General features: G+C 67.8%; 18 protein-coding genes, 1 tRNA gene and 1 pseudogene. 9 read left to right on the plus strand and 11 right to left on the minus strand.

Annotated elements, in window-relative coordinates:
- The first annotated feature begins 29 nt into the window (after positions 1-29).
- The 3 genes from BLS34_RS21370 to BLS34_RS21380 all read left to right on the plus strand — a co-directional run bounded on the left by BLS34_RS21370 (position 30) and on the right by BLS34_RS21380 (position 4,536).
- Positions 30-2,228: a VTT domain-containing protein gene (locus BLS34_RS21370; RefSeq protein WP_051244710.1), complete on the plus strand. Its 2,199-nt coding sequence runs from the start codon at positions 30-32 to the stop codon at positions 2,226-2,228.
- Positions 2,229-2,233: 5 nt separating this feature from the next.
- Complete coding sequence (locus tag BLS34_RS21375) at positions 2,234-2,953, plus strand: endonuclease/exonuclease/phosphatase family protein (protein WP_093153697.1); 720 nt, start codon at positions 2,234-2,236, stop codon at positions 2,951-2,953.
- Between the two features lie 89 nt (positions 2,954-3,042).
- Entirely contained in the window at positions 3,043-4,536 is a 1,494-nt protein-coding gene (locus BLS34_RS21380) for a M81 family metallopeptidase (protein WP_093153700.1), read from the plus strand.
- A gap of 48 nt (positions 4,537-4,584) precedes the next feature.
- On the opposite strand, the gene paaI is transcribed toward BLS34_RS21380, so the two are convergent.
- The 5 genes from paaI to BLS34_RS21405 form a co-directional block, all read right to left on the minus strand.
- Positions 4,585-5,028: a hydroxyphenylacetyl-CoA thioesterase PaaI gene (gene paaI, locus BLS34_RS21385; RefSeq protein ID WP_028794517.1), complete on the minus strand. Its 444-nt coding sequence runs from the start codon at positions 5,026-5,028 to the stop codon at positions 4,585-4,587.
- On the minus strand, positions 5,025-5,825 hold the full coding sequence (gene paaG / locus BLS34_RS21390) for a 2-(1,2-epoxy-1,2-dihydrophenyl)acetyl-CoA isomerase PaaG (protein ID WP_028794516.1): 801 nt from the start codon (positions 5,823-5,825) through the stop codon (positions 5,025-5,027). Before paaG ends, paaI begins: the two co-directional genes overlap by 4 nt.
- 191 nt (positions 5,826-6,016) lie before the next feature.
- Positions 6,017-7,183, minus strand: coding sequence for an osmoprotectant NAGGN system M42 family peptidase (locus BLS34_RS21395; protein ID WP_245702113.1), 1,167 nt, complete (start codon positions 7,181-7,183; stop codon positions 6,017-6,019).
- On the minus strand, positions 7,170-8,957 hold the full coding sequence (ngg, locus tag BLS34_RS21400) for an N-acetylglutaminylglutamine synthetase (protein ID WP_093153702.1): 1,788 nt from the start codon (positions 8,955-8,957) through the stop codon (positions 7,170-7,172). Before ngg ends, BLS34_RS21395 begins: the two co-directional genes overlap by 14 nt.
- Positions 8,958-8,975: 18 nt before the next feature.
- Positions 8,976-10,751 (minus strand): N-acetylglutaminylglutamine amidotransferase, encoded by a 1,776-nt coding sequence (locus BLS34_RS21405; protein WP_093153704.1) that lies wholly within the window; start codon positions 10,749-10,751, stop codon positions 8,976-8,978.
- Between the two features lie 187 nt (positions 10,752-10,938).
- On the opposite strand from BLS34_RS21405, the gene BLS34_RS21410 reads away from it, so the two are divergent.
- From BLS34_RS21410 to BLS34_RS21425, 4 genes are read left to right on the plus strand one after another with little or no spacing between them, the layout of a single operon-like run.
- Positions 10,939-12,237, plus strand: coding sequence for an ABC transporter substrate-binding protein (locus BLS34_RS21410; protein WP_093153707.1), 1,299 nt, complete (start codon positions 10,939-10,941; stop codon positions 12,235-12,237).
- A 29-nt stretch (positions 12,238-12,266) separates the two neighbouring features.
- A complete protein-coding gene (locus tag BLS34_RS21415) occupies positions 12,267-13,196 on the plus strand; it encodes a carbohydrate ABC transporter permease (protein ID WP_093153710.1) in 930 nt (309 codons plus the stop codon).
- The gene (locus BLS34_RS21420; protein ID WP_093153712.1) at positions 13,196-14,035 is read left to right on the plus strand and encodes a carbohydrate ABC transporter permease; all 840 of its coding nucleotides are present in this window, start codon (positions 13,196-13,198) and stop codon (positions 14,033-14,035) included. Before BLS34_RS21415 ends, BLS34_RS21420 begins: the two co-directional genes overlap by 1 nt.
- Before the next feature lie 3 nt (positions 14,036-14,038).
- On the plus strand, positions 14,039-15,103 hold the full coding sequence (locus BLS34_RS21425; RefSeq protein ID WP_093153715.1) for an ABC transporter ATP-binding protein: 1,065 nt from the start codon (positions 14,039-14,041) through the stop codon (positions 15,101-15,103).
- Between the two features lie 210 nt (positions 15,104-15,313).
- On the opposite strand, the gene BLS34_RS21430 is transcribed toward BLS34_RS21425, so the two are convergent.
- The 4 genes from BLS34_RS21430 to BLS34_RS21445 form a co-directional block, all read right to left on the minus strand.
- Entirely contained in the window at positions 15,314-16,633 is a 1,320-nt protein-coding gene (locus BLS34_RS21430) for an RsmB/NOP family class I SAM-dependent RNA methyltransferase (protein WP_028794509.1), read from the minus strand.
- A gap of 18 nt (positions 16,634-16,651) precedes the next feature.
- Positions 16,652-18,112 (minus strand): IMP dehydrogenase, encoded by a 1,461-nt coding sequence (guaB, locus tag BLS34_RS21435; protein ID WP_028794508.1) that lies wholly within the window; start codon positions 18,110-18,112, stop codon positions 16,652-16,654.
- A 110-nt stretch (positions 18,113-18,222) separates the two neighbouring features.
- Positions 18,223-18,972 carry an RlmE family RNA methyltransferase gene (locus tag BLS34_RS21440; protein WP_051244702.1) on the minus strand — a complete coding sequence of 250 codons (750 nt, stop codon included), beginning with the start codon at positions 18,970-18,972 and terminating at the stop codon, positions 18,223-18,225.
- A gap of 33 nt (positions 18,973-19,005) precedes the next feature.
- Positions 19,006-20,124, minus strand: a complete 1,119-nt coding sequence (locus BLS34_RS21445) for a Ppx/GppA phosphatase family protein (RefSeq protein WP_093153717.1) — start codon at positions 20,122-20,124, stop codon at positions 19,006-19,008.
- Between the two features lie 341 nt (positions 20,125-20,465).
- Here BLS34_RS21445 and BLS34_RS21450 point away from each other — a divergent pair.
- Positions 20,466-20,539 (plus strand) — tRNA-Gln (locus BLS34_RS21450).
- An 82-nt stretch (positions 20,540-20,621) separates the two neighbouring features.
- Here the strand turns inward: BLS34_RS21450 and BLS34_RS25605 are convergent.
- On the minus strand, positions 20,622-20,942 hold the full coding sequence (locus BLS34_RS25605; protein WP_139189418.1) for a hypothetical protein: 321 nt from the start codon (positions 20,940-20,942) through the stop codon (positions 20,622-20,624).
- A 502-nt stretch (positions 20,943-21,444) separates the two neighbouring features.
- Here BLS34_RS25605 and BLS34_RS26760 point away from each other — a divergent pair.
- A pseudogene (locus tag BLS34_RS26760) lies at positions 21,445-21,879 on the plus strand (DDE-type integrase/transposase/recombinase); the annotation flags it as partial.
- Between the two features lie 276 nt (positions 21,880-22,155).
- On the opposite strand, the gene BLS34_RS21460 reads toward BLS34_RS26760, so the two are convergent.
- Complete coding sequence (locus tag BLS34_RS21460) at positions 22,156-23,184, minus strand: IS110 family RNA-guided transposase (RefSeq protein ID WP_093153722.1); 1,029 nt, start codon at positions 23,182-23,184, stop codon at positions 22,156-22,158.
- Positions 23,185-23,269: the final 85 nt, after the last annotated feature.

Genomic DNA, 23,269 nt, shown 5'->3' on the forward strand with positions numbered 1-23,269 from the left:
CGCACTCCTAGGCTATACTCACGGTAAGCATGCAAAACTCGAGTGACGTTCCGTCCCTGATCGACGCGGTCATGGCCCAAGGCGAGACCTGTTCAACCATCGCCCGCGCCGATCGGGCGGCGCTGATGGTCGACGGCCAGGAGTATTTCGCCGCCCTGCGCAGCGCCATGCTGCAGGCGAGGCGGACCATCGTGATGGTCGGCTGGGATCTCGACAGCCAGATGGATCTGGCGCCGCATCTGCATGACGGCTCGGGCATCGACGGCGACGGAGTGCCGACCCGGTTGAAGCCGCTGCTCGAATTCCTGATCGAGCGTAGCCCCGAGCTCGAGGTCTGGCTGCTGCTCTGGGACTTCACGCCGCTGTTCGTGCGCGACCGCGAGCCGCTGCCGACAGTCAACCTGATGCTGACCACCTCGGCGCGCATCCATGTGCACCTGGACGACGCCCTGCCCTTCGGCGCCTGCCACCACCAGAAGCTGGTGGTGATCGACGATGCCCTCGGCTTCTGTGGTGGGCTGGACGTGACCCGTGAGCGCTGGGACACCAGCGACCATATCCCGGACGACCCTCGACGGGTGTCGCCGAAGGGCGGTCTGTACACCCCGTTCCACGACACCCATATGGCCGTCACCGGCCCGGCGGCCCGCGCGCTGGGCGATCTGACCGCGCGCCGCTGGCGGGCGGTGGATCCGGACGGCATCCCGCGCCTGGAGGCCCCGGAGCCGATCTGGCCGGAGGGGCTGGAACCCCACTTCACCGATATCGACGTGGCGCTGTCCCTGACCGAGCCGTCCCTGAACAACGGCCCGGCCCTGCGCCAGATCGAAACGCTCTACAGCCGCGCGATCCTGCAGGCCGAGCACCTGGTCTTCATCGAGAACCAGTTCCTGACCGCCCCCGTGGTCGCCGAGGCGCTGACCCGCCGCCTGCAGGAGCGCCCGGAGCTGGAGGCCGTCATCATCGCGCCGGCCGTGCAGAACACCTGGCTGGAGACCAAGTCCATGGGCGGCGGCAGGCGCCTGTTCCGCGCCCAGCTCGAGGAGGCCGGCGTGCTCGACCGCGTCACCCTGGTCGCCCCGGTCACCCGGTCGGCCGAGGGCGCCACCGCCTCGGTCATGGTGCATTCGAAACTGATGATCGTCGACGACCGGTTCCTCACCGTCGGCTCGGCCAACCTGAACCGCCGGTCCATGCGCTTCGACACCGAGGCAAACCTGCATCTGGTCGGCGATACCGAGGAGCGCCGCGCGGTCATCGCCGGGCTGCGCCACCGGTTGCTGGGCGAGCATCTCGGCATCGAGCCGGAAACCCTGGCCGGGAAAGCCGCCGGCTACGCAAGCCTCGGCGCCCTGCTGCGCGAGCAGGCGGATCGCTACCGCGCGGGCAGCGGCAAGGACCGCTGCCTGCTGCCGATCAAGGAGCCGACGGCGTTCGAACTGGACCCGGCGACCTCGGTGCTGCTGGACCTCGCCGATCCGGACCGCCAGCTCAAGTCGGACGTGCTCGGCTTCCTCAATGTGGACGCGGCGCCGGCTTTCCGGCCGCGGCTGCAGAAGCTGGTGCTCGGCGGCACGATCCTCTGCCTGATCGTCCTGGCCGCCGTCTGGACCATGACGCCGCTGGCCGATTTCGCCAATGTCGATCGCCTCGGTCCGCTGTTCGAGCAGCTCACCGGCAGCATCTGGACGCCGCTGCTGGTGGCCGCGGTCTACGCCGTCGCCAGCCTCACCATGTTCCCGATCACCGTACTGCTCGTGCTGACCGCGATCACCTTCGAGCCGGTGGTTGCCATGCTCTACGCCGTGTTCGGTACCACGCTGGGCGCGATCCTGACCTACGGGCTCGGCCGCTGGGGCGGGCGCCGCCTGGTCCACCGGCTGATGGGGCACCGGCTCAAGGCGCTGTCCGGCCGGGTCGGCCGCCAGGGCATCGTCGCCGTGCTGGCCCTGCGCATGACCCCGATCGCGCCGTTCACCCTGATCAACGTGCTGGCCGGCGCCACCCATATCAGGCCCTGGGATTTCGTCATCGGCACCGCGCTCGGCCTGTTGCCCAGCGTGGTCGCGCTGACCGCCGTGGGCGAGAGCCTGTGGCAGCTCATCGCCGAGCCGACCCTGGCGAAGGTCGGCATCCTGGTCGGCGTCGTGCTCGGCTGGCTTGCCCTCAGCATCGCCCTGCAGCGCCTGGTCAACAGTTTCGACACCGACGAGCCAGACGACGATTAGCCGCCATGCCCATCACCGTCGCGACCTACAACATCCACGACGCGGTCGGCACGGACGGGGTCCGGAATGTCGAGCGGATCGCCCGCGCCATCGATGAGACCGGCGCCGGGATCGTCGCCCTGCAGGAGGTCTCCGGCCCGGGCGATGCCGGAACGAACCGTGCCGACGATTTCGTCGCCCTGGCCCGCGCCTTCGGCGGCCATGCCGTGGAAGGGCCGGCGCTGCAGGACGGCGACCGGCGCTACGGCAATCTCCTGCTGTCGCGCTGGCCGGTTTCCGACTGGCTTGTGGCCGACCTCGCCCATCCCCAGCGCGAGCCGCGCAATGCGATCATGGCGACGGTCGCCACGCCGGACGGTCCGCTGCGGGTGGTGGCCAGCCATTTCGGCCTGTTCCACCGCGAGCGCCGGGCCCAGGCCGAGCTGATCGGCGAACTGACCGCCCAGGAGGGAGAGATGCCGACGGTCATCCTCGGCGATTTCAATGACTGGTTGCCGTTCTCGCCGGTGGTGCGGCTGCTGAGCCGGTCGCTCGGTCGGCATATCGGCGCGGTCCGGCGGATCCCGACCTTCCCCAGCAGCCTGCCGCTGCTGGCGCTCGACCGCATTCTGGTGAACGACCGGATGCGGCTGCGCAGCGTGCGGGTCCCCGCCACCCCGCTGGCCCGCACCGCCTCCGATCACCGGCCGCTGGTGGCGGAGGTGGAGATCGCCCCAGGCACCTGACGCGCACACCTCGACAAGCAGCGCGCGAGACCACAAGATCCAGGGGTTGTCCGAGCGCCCCTCTCTCCAACCTAACCGGAGCCCTTCCCATGCGCCTGCTCGTTGCCATGATGAAGCACGAGACCAACACATTCTCCCCCGTGGTCACCGATCTGGACCGGTTCATGGCCTGGGGCGGGTATTTAGGCGAGGAAGCGTACAAGGCCTATAAGGGCACCGGGATGCCGTTCGGCGCCTATCTCGATATCGCCGAGGCCGCCGGCCACGAGGTCGTCACCCCGGTCGCCGCCGAGGCCATGCCGTCCGGCCCGGTCAAGGCCGAGGCCTACGAGTTCCTCACCGGCAAGATCCTCGACGCGGTGCGCGAGGGTGTGGACGCCTGCCTGCTCGACCTGCACGGCGCCATGGTGGCGGAGACCACCGACGACGGCGAAGGCACGCTGCTGGAGAACATCCGCAAGATCGCCCCGGGCATTCCGATCGCGGTGACCTACGACCTGCACACCAACCTGACCCAGAAGATGGTCGACAACTGCACCTGCCTGATCGGCTACAAGACCTATCCGCATATCGACATGGTCGAGGTCGGCAGCCAGATCGCCCATGTGCTGATGCGCACCATCGCCGGCGAGGTGACGCCGGTCATGGCGTGGGGCCAGCCCGCCCTGCTCGCCCAGACCCTGCGCATGGGTCACGACGACGAGCCGATGAAGACCCTGCTGGCGCTGGCCCGCGAGGCCGAAGAGGACCCCAAGGTGCTGGCAGCCACCGTGTTCGGCGGCTTCCCGCTGGCGGATTTCCAGGACGCCGGATCTTCCATCGTCGTCGTCACCGACAACGACCAGGCGCTCGCCGACAAATGGCGCGACCGGCTGGTGAAGGAGATGTGGCAGCGCCGCGAGGAGTTCGTCTACCAGCACGAGCCGCTGGTGGACGCCGTCGCCCGGGCCAAGGAATTCGATACCCTGAAGACCGAGGGCGGGCCGACCCTGCTGCTCGACCATGCCGACAACACCGGCTCCGGCGGCACCCAGGACGTCATGACCGTGATCGAGGAGGTGCTGAACCAGGGGCTGGAGGATGTGGCCGTGGCCGCGGTCTACGATCCCGACGCGGTGAAGCAGATGCAGAAGGCCGGCATCGGCGCCAAGGTCACCCTCAAGCTCGGCGGCAAGACCGACATGCCGTCGATCGACCTGAAGGGCCGGCCGCTGGAGGTCACCGGGACCGTGAAGACCCTGACCGACGGCCGCTGGACCGTGCGCGGGCCGATGTATACCGGCGTGCAGGTCTCCATGGGCCACAGCGCGGTGCTCGACACCGGCAAGGTGGAGATCGTCGTGACCTCCAACCACCACGAGCCCTGGGACGTGGGCGTGTTCACCTCGGTCGGCATCCAGCCGCAGCACAAGCGCTACCTGCTGCTGAAGTCGCGCATCCACTACCGTGCGGGCTTCGGCGACCTGGGCAAGGCGACGATCACGCTCGACGGCGACGGGGTGACGACGTCGGACAACTCGATCCTGGACTTCAAGAAGGTCCGCCGGCCGATCTACCCGCTGGACCGGGTGAACGAGCCCTGAGACGACGGGCGTAAGTCCCCGAAACGGGATGGATCCCGCCTCAGCCCCCTACTCTCCGAGCAGCGTCCCCTTCACCGTGCGCGAGTGCCCCCGGAACTCCGCGACCACGCGGCCGGTCTGGTCGCGCACCGTGACGTCGTAGATCCCGCCCCGGCCGACCAGGGCGCGCTCCACGGCATGGGCGCTCAGCCGGTCGCCGGCGACCGGCGAGGCCAGATAGGTGATGCTGCACTGCTGCGCCACCGTGCGCTGGTTGCGCGCGTTGCAGGCATAGGCAAAGGCGGAATCCGCCAGGGTGAAGATATATCCGCCATGGGCGGTGCCGTGGCCGTTGGCCATCGCCTCGCTCACCGTCATCGACAGCACCGCCTCGCCCGGCGCCACCCGGTCCAGGGCCATGCCGAGCTCCCGCGACGCCTTGTCCTCGGCCCACAGGGCCGCGGCACAGGCCTCCGCCAGCACCTGGTCCGCCGGGTCGGGTCTCCGGCTCATCCGCGTCGTCCGGTGAAGGCCGGGGTCCGCTTCTCCAGGAAGGCCGACACCCCCTCCGCGTAATCCGCACTGACCCCCGCCTCGCGCTGCAGGTCGCGTTCCAGGTCGAGCTGGGCGTCCAGGCTGTTGCCGCCGGCCGCCTGGATCGCCCGCTTGGTCAGGCCGAGCCCCACCGTCGGCCCGGCGGCGAGCTCGGCGGCCAGGGTGCGCGCCTCGTCCATCAGCAGCCCGTCGGCGACCACGCCCCAGATCAGGCCCCAGTCGGCCGCCGTCTCCGCGGCCAGCGGCGTGCCGGTCAGGGCCAGCCCCTTGGCCCGCGCCTCGCCGACCAGATGCGGCAGGGTCCAGGTCGCCCCGGAATCCGGTACCAGACCGATCCGGCTGAAGGCCTGGATGAACCGGGCGGAACGGGCAGCCAGCACGATGTCGCAGGCAAGCGCCAGACTGGCCCCGGCACCGGCGGCCACGCCGTTGACGGCACAGACCACGGGCTTGTCGAGCGCGCGGAGCAGGCGGATCAGCGGGTTGTAGGTGCGCTCCAGTATGGCGCCGAGATCGGGCGGATCGCCGGCCATCGCCGGGTCGCGGTCGCCCAGGTCCTGCCCGGCGCAGAAGGCGCGGCCGGCGCCGGTCAGCAGCACCGCGCGCATCGCATCGTCCCGACCGGCGGCCTCCAGGGCCGCATAGAGGGCGGTGTGCATCGCCGCGTTGACCGCGTTCAGCTTGTCCGGCCGGTTCAGGGTGATCCGGCACACGCCTTCGACCCGCTCCACGAGCACGGTCCCGCATTCCGTCATCGCCTACCTCCCACGGAGCTTCTTATTTTACGGCGATGATGGGCGCTCGCGGGGCCGACGTGAAGCGAGAAGTTTGGAATCGTTTTAAATTGTTGCCGGGTTCGCACCACCCACCACGCCAACCAACTCCGTCATCCCGAAACGAGTTCGGGACGACGGACATAGGTAAGACGGCGGTTGGCCGAAGGGGCCTATTCCTGGACGTTCGGAAAGCCCTCGATCGGGCCCAGTCCCTGGGTATCGCGGGCGACCACCGGGGGCGACGCCATGTAGACCGCCACCAGCCGCGCGACGGCGACCAGGCTGTCGATATGCACCCGCTCCCAGCCGTGGCTGCCGTCCAGCCCGAAGGCGATCAGCGCGGTGCGGATGTCGTTGCCGGCCTCGATCGCCGAGGCGGCGTCGCAGCGGTAATGCTTGAAGACGTCTCGGCTGTGCTCGATGCCGTGGCGCTCGGCCAGATTGATCAGACCGTGGGACAGGTGATAGTCGAACGGCCCGGTCATGTCGCCCATCGCGATGGTCACGCCGTATTCCGAGGAGTTCTGCCCCGGTGCCACGGTGGCGTTGTCGACCGACAGCAGCTCCGACACGTCGCCGTGGAGGATCGACGAGGCGCCCGACCCGGTCTCCTCGGAGATCGTGAACAGGAAATGACAGTCGACCGGCAGCGGTAGCTCCTCGGCCAGCACCGCCTCCAGCGCCGTCAGCATCGAGGCCACGCCGGCCTTGTCGTCCAGGTGGCGGCTGTTGATGAAGCCGGCCGGCGTCACCTCGGGCTGCGGGTCCACCGCCACCATGTCGCCGACATTGAACCGCGCGCCCACCAGATCCCCGTAGGAAGACACCCGCTCGTCCAGCCGGATCTCCAGGTTGTCCCAGTGCGACGGCTGGGTGTCGATCTGCGTGTCGAAGGTGTGGCCGGAGGCCTTGAGCGGCAGGATCGTGCCGCGGCGTGGACCGACATCGGTGAAGACGGTAACGCGCGCGCCCTCGGCGAAGCGCGCCGCCCAGGTGCCGACCGGACGCACCGACAGCCGGCCGTTCTCCTTCAGCTCGGTGACCTGGGCGCCGAGGGTGTCCAGGTGCGAGACCACCGCCCGGTCCGGGCTGTAGACGTCGCCGCGCAGGTTCACCCGGATCGCGCCGCGGCGGGTGATCTCGTAGGCGACCCCCAGCCCCTTCAGGTGGTCGCAGACATAATGGACGATGGTGTCCGTGTAGCCCGTGGGGCTGGGAATTGCCTGAAGCTCCAGCAGCAGCTCGATGATCCGCTCGCCGTCGATCCGCCGCATCACGCGGGAGATCGGGTCGCGGGTGTCGATGGGGCGGAGATGGCCGTGGTCAGCCGGTGGCATTTCTGGGTTCCTTCATCTCAAGAAAACGGTCCGTGGTCTGCGGGAACAGCAGATCGACGAACGCTTCCGCCGTGGGCTGCGGTTCGTGGTTCGCGAGGCCCGGACGCTCGTTTGCTTCAATGGTCACATACTCTTCGCCGGCGACGTCGGGCACAAGAAAATCGAACCCGACGACCGGGATGTCGAGAATCCGCGCGCCCTCCTCCGCCACCTCGCGCAGGTGCGGGTTGAGCTGGTCGGTGACGTCGTGGATCGTGCCGCCGGTATGCAGGTTGGCGGTCTTGCGCACGGCGAGCGACGTGCCCTTGGGCAGGATCACGTCGAAATCGTAGCCGGCGGATTTCACGCAGCGCTCGGTCTCGCCGTCCACCGGAATCCGGCTCTCGCCGCCGGTGGCGGAAGCGCGACGCCGGCTCTGCCGGTCGATCAGGCTGCGCACGTCGCTGACCCCGTCGCCGATCACCGTAGCGGGAATGCGCACGGCGGCGGCGATGACCTTGAAGCCGATGACGATGATCCGCAGGTCCGCACCCTCGCAGAACTCCTCCAGCAGCACGCGGTCGCAGACGATTTCCGCATCCTCGATGGCGCGGACCATGTCGACCGGGTCGGAGATGTCGACCGAGATGCCGCGGCCCTGCTCGCCGCGCGCCGGCTTGACGACGATGCGGCCGTATTTCTGCAGGAAGGCGCGGGCGTCGCTCGCGTCATCGACCTCGTGCTGGGCCGGCACCCGCAGGCCGTGACGGGCCAGCAGCCGGTGGGTCAGCGCCTTGTCGTCGCAGCGGCTCAGCGCCACCGCGCTGGTCAGCTCCGACAGGGATTCCCGGCAGCACACCCGGCGCCCACCATGGGACAGGGCGAACAGGCCGCCCTCGGCGTCCTCGATCTCGACGGTGACCCCACGGCGCCGCGCCTCGTTGATGAGGATGCGGGCATAGGGGTTCAGCTTCGCCTCCGGCATCGGTGCGCTGTAGAGCTTCTCGTTGATCGGGTTCTTATATTTCAGGCTGAACAGCGGGATGCGCTGGAACCCGAGCTTTTCGTACAGTTTGATCGCCGGCGCGTTGTCGTGCATCACCGACAAATCGATATGGGCCAGCCCCCGGGTCTGGAACGTCTCCACCAGGTGGCGCAGCAGCACCTCCCCGATGCCCGGCAGCGGCGCCTGGGGATCGACCGCCAGGCACCACAGACTCGAGCCGCCCTCCGGATCGTCATAGACCCGCTCGTGATCGACGCCGGTGATCGTGCCGACCACCTCCTCGGTGGTCTCGTCGACCGCCACAAGGTGGACGATGCGACGCGAGCCGCGGTGCGACAGCAGGAAGTCGCGGCCCACCGGGACCATGCCGACCTTGGCATAGATACGGTTCACCGCTTCCGCATCGGCGCTGGACCGCAGCCGGCGGACATAGACGCCGACCATCCGGTCGGTGCGCGGCCGGTAATGCTCGAACTCCAGCCGGAAGGTATGCGACGGGTCGAGGAAGAATGCCTCCGGCGCCTGCGCCAGCACCACATGCGGGTTGTTGACGTTGATGGTGATGTCGCGCTCGTCCGGTGCCTCCTGGCGCATCACGGCGGCCAGGTCCTCGGCGGTCTCGAAAGTTTCCGCGAAGATCAGACGGCCCCAGCCGACATTCACCACGGCATTCGGCTGCCCCCGGTCCTGCGGCGGACCTTCTCCCGGCAGACGGCTCCAGCCCCGGCGCGAGCGGCCGCGCGCCCGGGCGCGGCGCTGCTTGAATTCACGCTGTGCGCGGTCGGTCATCCCGAACCTCCGGGTGTTCTAAAGTCCATTGGACTGCAGCCAGGCTTCCAGGAGCGTAACCTGCCAGAGCTTGGAGCCGCCGAGCGGGGTGATCTGCTCCTCGGGTTTGTCCAGCAACTGGTCAACGTAGGCCCGGTCGAACAGTTCCCGCTCCCGCGCCTTCTGGCTGTCCATGACGCCGCGGACATAGTCCAGCGTGTCGCCCTGGATGTATTTCAGCGCCGGCACCGGGAAGTAGCCCTTCGGCCGGTCGATCACCTCAGAGGGGACGATTTTGCGGGCCGCCTCCTTCAGGATGTGCTTGCCGCCATGGCCGGCCTTCAGCTCCGGTGGAATCTTGGCAGCCAGTTCGACCAGTTCGTGATCGAGGAACGGCACCCGGGCCTCCAGGCTCCAGGCCATGGTCATGTTGTCGACCCGCTTCACCGGGTCGTCCACCAGCATGACCGTTGTATCCAGGCGCAGGGCCTTGTCCACCGCGCTTGAGGCGCCGGGCTTGTCGAACATCTCCTCGATGAACTGCCCGGCATGGTCGCCGTTGCGGTAGCGCGGATGGACGACCGACAGGAACTCCTCATGGGTGCGGTCGCGGAACAGACGGGCATAGTCGGCCGAGCCGGCGCCCTTCTCCATCAGCGGCGGGTACCAGTGATAGCCGCCGAACACCTCGTCCGCGCCCTGGCCGGACTGGACCACCTTGACGTTCTTCGCCACCTCCTGGGACAGCAGATAGAAGCCGATGCAGTCGTGGCTGACCATCGGCTCGGACATGGACGCGATGCAGCCCGGCAGGCTCGGCAGCAGCCGCTCGCGGCTGTTCACCTGGATCTGGTGGTGACGGGTGCCGAACTTCTCGGCGATCACGTCGGAATAGCGGAACTCGTCGCCCTGCTCGTTGCCGACGGTCTCGAAGCCGACGCTGAACGTGTCGAGGTTGCCGCCGGTCTGCTCGGCCACCAGGGCGGTGATCATCGAGCTGTCGACGCCGCCGGACAGCAGCACGCCCACCGGCACGTCGGCGACCAGCCGGCGCTGCACGGCGACCCGCAGGGCGTCCAGCACCCGGTCGCGCCACTCGTCCTCGGAGACCCGCAGATCCTCGTCGGGGGTGCCGTAGACCGGCTCCCAGTAGCGGCGCTGGGTCTGCTTGCCGTCGGCGGTGACCGTCATCGTGGTCGCCGGCGGCAGCTTGCGCACGCCGGACACGATCGTGTAGGGCGCCGGCACCACCGCGTGGAAGTTCATGTAGTGGTTCAGCGCCACCGGATCGATCTCGGTGTCGACGCCGCCGGCCGCCAGCAGCGCCTGCATGTTCGAGGCGAAGCGCAGGCCGCCCCTGATCGGCGCCAGATACAGCGGCTTGATGCCCAGCCGGTCGCGCGCCAGGGTCAGAGTCCGGTTGCCGCGATCCCAGATGGCGAAGGCGAACATGCCGTGGAACCGTTCCACGCAGGCCTCGCCCCAGGCGTGGAACGCCTTGAGGATTACCTCGGTGTCGCCGTCGCTGTAGAACTTGTAGCCCTTGGCTTCGAGCTCCGGGCGCAGGTCCTTGTAGTTATAGATCGCCCCGTTGAAGACGATGGTCAGCCCCAGGGACGGGTCGTGCATCGGCTGCTGTGCGCGGTCGGACAGATCGATGATCGACAGCCGCCGATGCGCCAGTCCGATATCGCTTTGAACATACGTGCCCTGAGCGTCGGGTCCCCGCGCCGCCATGGCATCGGCCATGGAGGTCAGGCCATCGAACGTAACAAAGCCTCCGTCGAACTTTAGCTCGCCGGCTAATCCGCACATAAGCGCCTCTCAAATTGTCGCGTTTCGGACAAGGTGACGTTTGTGAACTATATTTCAAGGGTAGGGTCTTTGGGTAGACGTCCGCCGGAACGTTCCTATATCGAAGAGAACCGATAAAATTTTTGCGCGAAACCGACGGCTCCCTGCGGCGCCGATCTGCGGAGCGCTAATCATTTGGGGAAGGCACATGGTCCGCACGACGATCGCACGAACCCTCGCGACTCTGGCGCTGGGCGCCGGGTCCCTGATGGGTGTCCAACTCGCCGCGACGCAGAGCGCATCCGCCCAGGCCTTGTCGATCTCCTGCGGCGCGGTCGGCGTCGAGCTGGAGCTCTGCAAGGCCGGAGTCGAAGCCTGGTCGAAGGACAAGGACGTGGAGGTGGAGATCGTCTCCACCCCGAACTCCTCCACCGAACGTCTGGCGCTGTATCAGCAGATCCTGGCCGCCCAGGGCGACGATATCGACATCCTGCAGATCGACGTGGTATGGCCCGGCGTGCTCGCCCCGCACCTGGTCGACATGCGGGCGCACAACGCCGATGCCGGCACGGGACATTTCGAGGCGCTGATCGACAACAACACCGTGGACGGCAAGCTGCTCGCCCTGCCCTGGTGGACCGATGCCGGCGTGCTCTACTACCGCGCCGACCTGCTGGAGAAATACGGCTTCGAGCCGCCGACCACCTGGGCGCAGATGACCGATGCGGCCAAGACGATCATGGAGAAGGAGCGCGCCGCCGGCGATGACGACCTGTGGGGCTATGTCTGGCAGGGCAAGTCCTACGAGGGCCTGACCTGCGACGCGCTGGAATGGGTCGACAGCTACGGCGGCGGCGCCATCGTCAATGCCGAGGGCGAGGTCACGATCAACAATCCCAAGGCCGTGGAAGCGCTCGAAATGGCCGCCTCCTGGGTCGGCGACATCACCCCCCAGGGCGTGCTGAACTATGACGAAGAGGCCTCGCGCGGTGTGTTCCAGTCGGGCAACGCGGTGTTCATGCGCAACTGGCCCTATGCCTGGGCGCTGGCCCAGGGAGACGACAGCCCGATCAAGGGCAAGGTCGGCGTGGTCGCCCTGCCAAAGGGCGGCGAGGACGGCGGCCATACCGGCACCCTCGGCGGCTGGAACCTGGCGGTCTCCAAATACTCCAAGAACCCGGACCTGGCGGTCGATCTCGCCCTGTTCCTGACCAGTCAGGCGCAGCAGAAGCAGCGCGCCATCTCGTCGTCCTACAACCCGACCTATCCGGAGCTGTACGCGGACGCGGCGGTGCTCGAGGCCAACCCGTTCTTCGGCACCCTGGAGGAGACCTTCACCAACGCGGTCGCCCGACCCTCGGCCGTCGTCGGCGACAAGTACAACCGGGTCTCCTCCCAGTTCTGGTCAGCCGTGCACGGCGTGCTCGCCGGCCAGCAGGAGGCCGGACCGGCGCTGGCCGGGCTTGAGAGCAGCCTGACCCGTCTCGGCCGGCGCGGCCGCTGGTAACGGCGGCCCGCGGCGGCCCCGGCGGATCGATGGCAGAGGGACAGGCCTCCTCCCACCGGAAGCGACGGGTGCGCACCGCCTGGCTGTTCCTGGCGCCGATGCTGGTGGGGCTGACGGTGGTGGCGATCTGGCCGCTGGCGCGCACCGTCTTCTACGCCTTCACCGACGCCTCGCTCTCCGCCCCCGGCGACTACGCCTTCCTCGGCTTCGAGAATTTCGCGGTCGCGGAGGACGGGTACTGGTACGGGCTGATCACCGACCCGCTGTGGTGGAACGCGGTCTGGAACACCCTGGTCTTCGCGGCGGGATCGGTCGCCATCGAGGTGGTGCTGGGGGTGATCCTGGCCCTGGTGATGAACGCCGAGTTCCCCGGCCGCGCCCTGTTCCGCGCCGCCGTGCTGATCCCCTGGGCGATCCCGACCGTCGTCTCCGCCAAGATGTGGGCCTGGATGCTGCACGACCAGTTCGGCGTGGTGAACCACACGCTGATGACGCTGGGCCTGATCTCCACCCCGATCGCCTGGCTGGCCGATCCGGACCTGACCATGCTGTCGGTCATCCTGGTGGACGCCTGGAAGACCACCCCCTTCGTGGCCCTGCTGGTGCTGGCCGCCCTGCAGATGCTGCCCAAGGACTGCTACGAGGCCGCCCGGGTCGACGGGGTGCATCCGATCAAGGTGTTCTTCGGCATCACCCTGCCGCTGATCCGGCCGGCGCTGACGGTGGCGGTGATCTTCCGCCTGCTCGACGCGTTGCGGGTGTTCGATGTCGTCTACATCATGACCGGCAACGCTGAATCCACCATGACCATGTCGGTCTATGCCCGCCAGCAGCTCGTGGATTTCCAGGACGTGGGCTACGGCTCCGCCGCCTCCACCCTGCTGTTCATGGTGATCGCCTTCATGACCGCGCTGTACCTGACGGCGATGCGGGCCGACGTGATGAAGGAGGGCCGCTGATGGCCGCCCGCCACACATCGCCCGCCGCGAAGATCGGCTTCTGGCTGTTGGTCGCCGTCCTGCTGGTGATCCTGCTGTTCCCGTTCTACTACGCGGTCATCACCTCGTTCAAATCCGGCTCGGCGATCTTCGAGGTCGACTACCTGCCGGCCGCGTTGTCGGCCGGCAACTACACCTCCATCTTCGCCGAGCAGCCGTTCGGCCGGAACATCCTGAACTCGCTCGTCGTGTCGGTGGCGGTGGTGGGCATCTCGCTGTTCCTGGGACTGACCGCTGCGCTGGCGCTCGGCCGGTTCCGCTTCAAGGGCCGGCGGATGATGCTGCTCGCGGTGCTCAGCGTGTCCATGTTCCCGCAGGTCGCCGTGCTGTCGGGCATGTTCGAGCTGATCCGGGTGCTCGGCCTGTTCAACAATCCCGGCGGGCTGATCCTGTCCTACCTGATCTTCACCCTGCCCTTCACCGTCTGGGTGCTGACCAGCTTCATCCGCGACCTGCCGGCCGAGGTCGAGGAAGCGGCGATAATGGACGGGGCCAAGCCCTGGACCCTGCTGACCCGGATCTTCCTGCCGATGATGTGGCCGGCCATGGTCACCACCGGCCTGCTCGCCTTCATCGTCGCCTGGAACGAGTTCCTGTTCGCCCTCACCTTCACGCTGAGCAACGACCAGCGCACCGTGCCGGTCGCCATCGCGCTGATCACCGGGGGCAGCGAGTTCGAGGTGCCCTGGGGCCGGATCATGGCCGCCTCGGTCATCGTCACCGTGCCGCTGATCGCGCTCGTGCTGATCTTCCAGCGCCGGATCGTCTCCGGCCTGACCGCCGGCGCTGTGAAAGGATAACGCATGGCAACCGTCACCCTGCGCGATTTGCGCAAGAGCTTCGGCGACACCGAGGTGATCAAGGGCATCGACCTGGAGATCGAGGACGGCAAGTTCTGCGTGCTGGTCGGCCCGTCCGGCTGCGGGAAGTCCACCCTACTGCGGATGATCGCCGGGCTGGAGGATATCGACGGCGGCGCGCTGTCGATCGGCGGCGAGGTAATGAACGACATCGCCCCGGCCGAGCGCGGCGTGTCCATGGTGTTCCAGAGCTATGCGCTCTACCCGCATATGACGGTCTACCAGAACATGAGCTTCGGGCTGAAGCTGGCGAAGGAATCCGACGAGACCGTGGAGGAGCGCGTGCGCAACGCGGCGGAGATCCTGCAGATCACCGATCTGCTCGACCGCAAGCCCAAAGCACTTTCCGGCGGCCAGCGCCAGCGCGTCGCCATCGGCCGGGCCATCGTGCGCGATCCCAAGGTCTTCCTGTTCGACGAGCCGCTGTCCAATCTCGACGCCACCCTGCGGGTGCAGATGCGCCTGGAGATCAGCCGCCTGCACCGGCGTCTCGGCACCACCATGATCCACGTGACCCACGACCAGGTCGAGGCGATGACGCTCGCCGACCAGATCGTGGTGCTGAACCAGGGCGTGGTCGCCCAGGCCGGCACCCCGCGCGACCTCTACGACCGGCCCGCCAACACCTTCGTCGCCGGCTTCATCGGTTCGCCGGCGATGAACCTGCTGGACGCCCGGGTCAAGGGCGGGTCGGTGGTGCTGGAAGGGACGGACGCGCGGATCGAGGGCGTGGACGCGGCGGACCGGCCCGACGGGCCGGTGACGCTGGGTTTCCGGCCGGAACATGCCGAGCTGCGCGACGACGGCGACGGCCTGCCCTTCGAGGTCGAGGTCATGGAGGATCTCGGTGACACCTGCGTGCTGCACGGGGTGCTGGCCGACGGACCGCAGGCGACCCTGCGCATCCCGGCGGAAACCGCCCTGCCGGCGCGCGGCGACCGGATGTGCGTCATGCCGGGCGACGGCCGCTGCCACCTGTTCGACCGGGACAGCGGGCAGCGGATCTGAGCTCTCTCCCCCTGCGGCCTCCCCTACCGTCTCCCCGGTCTCGCGCCGGGGTCCAGAATGGAGTCGCTGCGGCGTTGGGCCCTTGCCTCGAGCGCTCCGGCACGCCGATGGCTGGGTCCCGGATCAAGTCCGGGAAGACGAGAAATAGTTCTGGGAAGACGAGCAATAAGTCCAGGAAGCCGAGAAATGGTGAAGAGTGCGCGCCGCCCCTTACGGCTGCGCGGCACGTTCCAGCACGGCGACGAAGAACCCGTCGGTGCCCTCGCGATGGGGCGACAGCGTGAGGTACGGCCCGGTCGCCGGACACCCCGTCTCACCGATACTCTGCGCCCACACCCCGGCCACCGGCAGCACCGAGAACCGGTCGCTGTCCGCCAGGAAGCCCTCCACCACGTCCTCGTTCTCGGCCCGCAGGACCGAGCAGGTCACGTAGATCACCCGGCCGCCAGGCTTCACCAGGCTCGCCGCCCGCTCCAGGATCGACCGCTGGGTCTTCGTCAGCTCCGCCAGGTCCTGCTCGCCGTAGCGCCACTTGGCGTCCGGATTGCGCCGCCAGGTGCCGGTGCCCGAACACGGCGCGTCGACCAACACCCGGTCGGCCTTTCCGGCCATCCGCTTCACCGACTTGTCACCCTCGGCCAGCACCTTGCGCTCGGCATTGTGGATGCCCGCCCGGCGCAGGCGTACCGCCGCCCGGTCGAGCCGGCCCTTGGAGACGTCGAACAGCACCAGCCGGCCCTTGTTCTCCATCCCGGCCGCCAGCGCCAGCGCCTTGCCCCCGGCCCCGGCGCAGTAATCGACCACCAGCATCCCCGGTCCGGCGCCGACCAGCAGGGCGGCGAGCTGGGAGCCCTCGTCCTGCACCTCGATCGCCCCGGACTTGAACGGCGCCATAGCATCCACCGGGCGCCGCCGGTCCAGCCGCAGTCCAAAGGGCGACAGCGCGGTCGGCACGGCCGGAACCTGCTCCGCGGCCAGCGCCGCGATCACCGCCTCGCGGCTCATCCCGGCCAGCGGATTCACCCGCAGATCGAATGGCGCTTCCTGCCCCAGGGCCGCCACCGCCGGGCCGACCTCGGCGCCGAACCGCGCCTCCATATGCGGCCACAGCCAGGGCGGGCACTCGGCGCGCACCGCGTCGGGCATGTCGGGACTGTCGAACTCGCCGCCGACGATCCGGCGCAGGGCCTCGCTCTCCGACTTGGCCAGGATGGCGGGCGCGTGGCGCGAGCCGTCGAACATCTCGGCGATGCCGGCGACGTCCTGGCGGTCGTGCAGCACCAGATCGGCCAGTACCCGACCGCGGGCGTCGCGGCCGATGCCCTTGCCCGCCTTCTTGATCCACCAGTCCAGCCGCGCGCGCCGGCGGAAGACGCCCCAGACCCGCCCCGCGATGGCCGAGCGGTCGCCGCCGCCGATATAGCGGCGGTCGCGCACGTAGCGGTCGAGCACACGGTCGGCCGGCCGATCGGTCGCGTCGATCGCCTCGAGAATCTCGATTGCCGCCGCCAGGCGGCCCGCGGGTTTCATGACGCTGCGCCTTCCGGCCTACATGCCCGGCCGGTAATTCGGCGCCTCGCGGGTGATGGTGACGTCGTGCACATGGCTCTCGCGCAGGCCGGCGTTGGAGATCCGCAGGAACTTCGCATTGGCCTGCATGTCCTTGATCGAGGCGCTGCCGGTATAGCCCATGGCCGCCCGCAGACCGCCGACGAGCTGGTGCACGACCGCACCGACCGGCCCCTTGTACGGCACCTGGCCCTCGATGCCTTCCGGCACCAGCTTCAGGGTGTCGCTGACCTCTTCCTGGAAGTAGCGGTCGGCCGACCCACGGGCCATCGCGCCCATCGAGCCCATGCCGCGATACGCCTTATAGGAGCGGCCCTGGTACAGGTAGACCTCTCCCGGGCTCTCGTCCGTTCCGGCCAGAAGCGAGCCGATCATGGCGCAGTCCGCGCCGGCGGCGATCGCCTTGGCCAGGTCGCCGGAATACTTGATGCCGCCGTCGGCGATGCAGGGCACGCCCGCCTCGCGGCAGACCTTGGCGGCATCGACGATGGCGGTGAGCTGCGGCACGCCGACACCGGCCACCATGCGGGTGGTGCAGATCGAGCCGGGACCGATACCGACCTTCACCGCGTCCGCGCCGGCGTCGATCAGCGCCTTGGCACCCTCCGCGGTCGCCACGTTGCCGGCGATGATCTGGGTATAGTTGGCCCGCTTGCGGATCTCCTCCACCGCGCCGATCACGCCCTCGCTATGGCCGTGGGCGGTGTCGATGACGACGATGTCGACCTCGGCGTCGATCAGCGCCTCGGCCCGGGCGATACCCTCGTGGCCGACTCCGGTCGCCGCGGCGACGCGCAGCCGTCCCTTGTCGTCCTTGGCGGCGGTCGGGTGGTTCTGCGCCTTCTCCATGTCCTTGACGGTGATCAGGCCGACGCAGCGCTTGTCGCCGTCGACCACCAGCAGCTTCTCGATACGGTGCTTGTGCAGCAGGGCGCGCGCCTCGTCGGCCTTCACGTCGTCGCCGACGGTGATGACCCGCTTGGTCATCAGCTCCTTGATCGGCTGGCTCTCGTCGGTGGCGAAGCGGACATCGCGGTGGGTCAGGATGCCGACCAGCTTGCCGGTGCGGGTCTGCACCACCGGCACGCCGTTGATGCCGTGCCGCTTCATCAGGTCCAGCGCCTCGGCCAGGGTGGCCTCGGGGTGAATGGTCACGGGATTGATGACCATGCCGGCCTCGAACTTCTTCACCGCCCGGACCTCGTTGGCCTGGCTTTCGATGTCGAGGATCTTGTGGACGACACCGATGCCGCCGGCCTGGGCCATGGCGATGGCCAGCCTGTGCTCGGTCACGGTGTCCATCGCGCTGGAGAGCAGCGGGATGCCGAGTTCGATGGTGCGGGTGACCCGGGTTCGGGTGTCGACCTTTGCCGGCAGGACATTCGAGCGGGCGGGTTCGAGGAGAACGTCGTCGAAAGTCAGCGCGTCGCGGATGTCCATGGTGCCTCCGGTGGGTCGGTGGCGGCGCAATATACACTGCGGCAGTCACATGCCAAGCGGCATAATCCGGGCGGGCGAAATGGCCGCAGCCGCGCGCCGTCGGCCCGGCCTCAGCCCTCCTCCTCAGGCTCCGGATCGGCCTCTCCGGCGGTCTCCGGCCGGCCGCGGAAACCGGTGGCGATGACATAGGTTTCCGCCGACTCGGAGCGGCTCGCCGGCGGCTTGAAGTGGCGCACCTGCCGGAACGCCTGGCGCATCGGGTTCAGCAGGTCGCGCTCGCTGCCGCCCAGGAACACCTTGGCGACGAACACGCCGTTCGGGGCCAGAACCTCGAAGGCGAAGTCGAGCGCCAGTTCGGCCAGCATGACGATCCGGATGTGGTCGGTCTTGCGGTGGCCGGTCGAGGAGGCCGCCATGTCGGACAGCACCACGTCCACCGGCCCGCCCAGTTTCGCCTTCAGCAACTCCGGCGCTTCCGCCTCGGTGAAATCGGCCAGCAGCAGCTCCGCGCCGGAAATCGGATCGAGCGGCAGAATGTCGAGGCCGACCACCTGCCCCTTGTCCGGGGCGCCGACCCGCTGCACGGCGATCTGGGTCCAGCCGCCGGGCGCGCAGCCCAGATCCACCACCCGCTGACCCTTCTTCAGCAGCTTGAAGCGGTCGTCGATCTCGATCAGCTTGAAGGCGGCGCGCGAGCGGTAGCCCAGGCGCTTGGACTCGGCCACATAGGGGTCGTTGAGCTGGCGCTGCAGCCAGCGCTGGGACGAGGCCGTGCGCCCGCGGGCGGTGCGCAGCTTGACCGTCGTCTGCCGGCTGCCGGACCCCCGGCGGTCACCGCCTCCCGAACTCTTGTTCGCCATGCTCCGTCGCCGCTCCCTGCAAGCCTGCGGGGATCAGGACGTCCCCGCGATCAGTCCGAACAGGATGCCCTCGCGCACCCCCCGGTCGGCAACCCTCATCCGCATCACCGGCCATTGCCGGCAGATCGCCTCGAGGATGGCGCAGCCCGCCACCACCAGATCGGCGCGCTCGCGGCCGATGCAGGGATGGGCGGCCCGCCCCTCGAAACTCTGGTCCGCCAGCCGCCGTCCGATGGCCAGGGTGTCTGCCACATCCAGGAACAGCCCGTCCACCCGGTCGCGCACGTAGCGCGGCAGGTTGAGGTGCACGCCTGCCAGGGTGGTGACCGTGCCGGAGGTGCCGACCACCTGCACCCGGCCGGCCCCGACCTCGGCGGCGATGGCGTGCTCGCGCTCGTAGGCGCGCAGCCAGACCGCCACGTCCTCGATCATGCGCTCGTAGACCCCGGGGCCGTAGCGGTCGCCGCCATAGGTCTCCGCCAGGGTGACCACCCCGATCGGAATGGACGTGACCGCCGCCTGCCCCTGCGCCAGGGTGCCGCGCGACCAGGCGAGTTCGGTGGAGCCGCCGCCGATGTCGAAGACCAGGGCGCCCGGCAGGTTGGGGTCGAGCAGCGGCGCGCAGCCGGCGAGCGCCAGTCCGGCCTCCTCGGTCGACGAGATCACCTCCAGGGCGATGCCGGTCTCCTGTTCCACCCGGGCCAGGAACTCGGGGCCGTTGCGCGCCCGTCGGCAGGCCTCGGTGGCGACCGCCCGGAACCGGGTGACCCGGCGCCGGCGGATCTTCGAACCGCAGATCCGCAGGGCGTCCAGGGTCCGTTCGATGGCGGCGTCGGCGAGCGCGCCGGAGGCCCCCACCCCCTCCCCCAGACGAACGATGCGCGAGAAGGCGTCGATGACCCGGAATCCGCCCTGCCCGGCCGGCCGGGCGACCAGCAGGCGGCAGTTGTTGGTGCCGAGGTCGAGCGCGGCGAGTATGTCGTTTCCCCTGGCCGCGCCGTCGCCGCGCGAGGCGTGCCGGCGCGTGGCCGGCCTGGTGGCGCCGTCGCCGATCCCGTCCCGAATTGCAGCCCCCTCCGCCCGGTCGTTGCCCGACCGTTGCGGCGAGTCCTGCGGGCGGGAACGGTCGGCACGTTGCGTACCGCTCTCCATTCCCCTGACGTCCTTCCCTGTCCTGTGCGCCGGTGTTGTGTGTCCCCGACGCTTTCTTCGCGATCAGTCTAGCCGCCTGGACACGGCGCCACCAGCGTTACGGCACCCGCTCCCCGGCGCCGACGGGCCCACCCCGCTCCGAAGGCCGGCGCCCGGGTCGCGGTTCGGCGACGGTTTGGGGCGGAAGGACGGGCGATGCGGACGGTCGCGGCGCCGCGGAAACACGGGGTGCGAGACGGAGTGCTTCAAGGGTTTGCATCCTGGCCCCGGGCTGTGCTAGAAGCCCGGCTCACCGCGAGGGAGCGCCCAAGTCCACGGACACCGGGCCCTCCCGGTCCTGCTGGGGGATCGTCTAGCGGTAGGACTACGGACTCTGACTCCGTCAACCCTGGTTCGAATCCAGGTCCCCCAGCCACTTCCTCTTCTTTCTTTAAAATCAATCTATTAGAATGATCGTCGGTACATTGCATCGGTACATGTCGGCAGAGCGCCCTAGCTCAGTATCCTGCTGCCAGGATTGCAGCCGCTACGATCAGGGCAGCAAAAATGACTCTACGTGACAGGGTTGTCTGCGCCGCGCTCAAAGCAGCCATTTGGGAAACAAGCTGCGGATCGGCCGAGGCTGGCGAGTGCATTTCAAGACCCTCTCCGCCTTCTTGCCCTTCATCAAAGGCCTCAAGGGTCTCTATCGGATGGAGGGTTGGTTGGTTTTTGGAGAGCTCCGAGAGCGCACGCTTCACATAGAGCCGAACAACATCATCTCGCCAACTGAACCTATCGCCCTCCTCAGAGGCGTCTAGATAAAACGCAGGAGGCATTTTGAGCTACTCCCCGGAAGTTGGACAGAGACGGAAGCTACCGTGTGAAGTCTGCTGATCTTCGAGAGAGGAGATCAGAGATGTCGAAGCGCAAGCAATACAGGTCGGATTTCAAAGCCCGTGTCGTCCTTGAGGCACTAAAGGGCGAGCAGACGATCGCGGACCGGGCGAGCCAGTTCAGCGTACACCCGACGATGATCCACCAATGAAAGCGGGCCCTTTTGGACGGGGCCTCGGACATCTTTGAGCGTGGTGGCCGACCGAAAGCCCCGGAGGTCTCTGAGGAGACGGTCAAAGAGCTGCACGCGAAGATCGGTGAGTGGGCTGTCGCCAACGATTTTTTGTCGCGAAAGCTCAAGCCTTGGACCGGGAAGTGAGGCGTCGGATGATTGACCGAACTCATCCCCAGTTGAGCGTGACCGATGAGTGCCACCTGCTGTCGATCCCGCGTTCGACCTTCTACTGCATGCCTCGCAGTGAGACGCCGCTGAACCTGACGCTGATGCGGTGGATCGACGAACAGTTCCTCGAGACGCCGTTCTACGGCCTCCAGCAGATGACCTGGCACCTGCGCGCCAACGACCACCCAGTCAACGAGAAGCGGATCCGCCGCCTGATGCGGCTGATGGGTCTGATGCCGATCTATCAGCGTCCCAAGACCAGCGTGCGAGCCAGGCATCATAAAACTTGGCCTTATCTGCTGCATCTGCTGCGCGGCCCGCGGATCGAGCGGACCAACCACGTCTGGTGCACCGACGTGACCTATGTGCCGATGCAGCGCGGCTTCCTCTACCTGGTAGCCATCATGGACTGGGCGACCCGCAAGGTGCTGGTTTGGCGGCTGTCGAACACACTCGACGCCGAGCCCTTTGTCGAGGCTCTCACCGAGGCGATCGCGCGGCATGGTCCGCGCGAGACTATGAATACCGATCAGGGCAGCCATGTGTGGATGCCCCCGTTGATGCAAGCAGTTCTCGAACACTTTGGACATGTGATCGGGTGCGGTCATGTGTCAGGCCTCAAGGATGCGGCGCTTCACATGCCGCGGGCCGGTATGGAGATGCGCGGATCAGGTGCAGATCAGTTCAGCGAGCGCAGAGGCTCTGGCTACCCTTTTGCTTTTCCTGGTCCCGATCTGATCGATCATTTGCCCTTACTGTTCCTTGACCTCCTCACACGCCCGACACACCGACGACAGACCGACACTTGTCGTTTAAGCCTGTGCTACCGTCGGTATCCGGTAATCCTCCCGCTTCGTCAGCATGGCCCAAGCGGACCGTGCCATCTTGTTGGCAAGCGCCATCGCTACCAGCATGCGTGGCTTGCGCGCCAGCATTCCGGCGAGCCACGACCCCTCTGGCGGGCCTTTCCTCGAAGCCCACTGCACGACGGCCATCGCTCCGATGATCAGCAACCGACGGATGTCGCGTTGCCCCATTCTCGACACCCTGCCCAGTCTCTGCTTTCCACCGGTCGAGTGCTGTATTGGCACGAGCCCAAGCCAGGCCGCGAAGTCGCGCCCTCGCTTGAACGTCTCCAGAGGCGGGGCAAAGGCCTCGATGGCCATTGCCGTGATCGGTCCGATCCCAGGCATGGTCTGCAAGCGCGCCGTCGCCTCCCCCCGCGCCGCCTCACGCCGAAGTGTCTTCTCAATCTCGGCGATCTTCTCAGCAAGGAGGTCGATCTGCTCGAGATAGAGGCGGCCGAGATCTCGGACGATCGGCGGGAGAGAGCTCTCTATATCGTTGACCACATTGGCGAGTGGCTGAAGGTTCGCCTCCCCCTGCGCCGCGACGACCCCGTGCTCGGCGAGATGGCCCCGCAGCGCATTGATGAGTTGGGTGCGTTGGCGCACGAGGAGGTCGCGTGTACGAAAGATCATCGATCGAGCCTGCTGCTCCTCGGTCTTGACAGCAACAAAGCGCATCGTCGGCCGTGACGCGGCCTCCGCAATGGCCTCGGCGTCAGCCGCGTCGTTCTTCTGGCGCTTCACATAGGGCTTCACGTAGACCGGCGGAACCAGCCGTACCGTATGGCCGAGTTGCCCGATAACGCGCCCCCATTCGTGGGCTGTCGCGCAGGCTTCCATCGCCACAATGCAATGCGGCTGAGCGGCCAAAAACGTCAGAAGTTTGGAGCGCGACAGCTTCTTGCGAAAGGCAACGTTCCCGTCGCTCGTGGCGCCATGCACCTGGAAGACCCGCTTCGCAAGGTCGATACCGATGATGGTGGCTTTTTCCATGATCTCCTTCTCCCCTTGTTCGTTTTCTGCAACCGCCACTTTGGCACATTGCGATCCGTCGGGAGGGGCATCCACTCCATCAGTT

Origin of the sequence: Thalassobaculum litoreum DSM 18839, from assembly GCF_900102465.1 — a bacterium.
Taxonomy (GTDB): Bacteria; Pseudomonadota; Alphaproteobacteria; order Thalassobaculales; family Thalassobaculaceae; genus Thalassobaculum; species Thalassobaculum litoreum.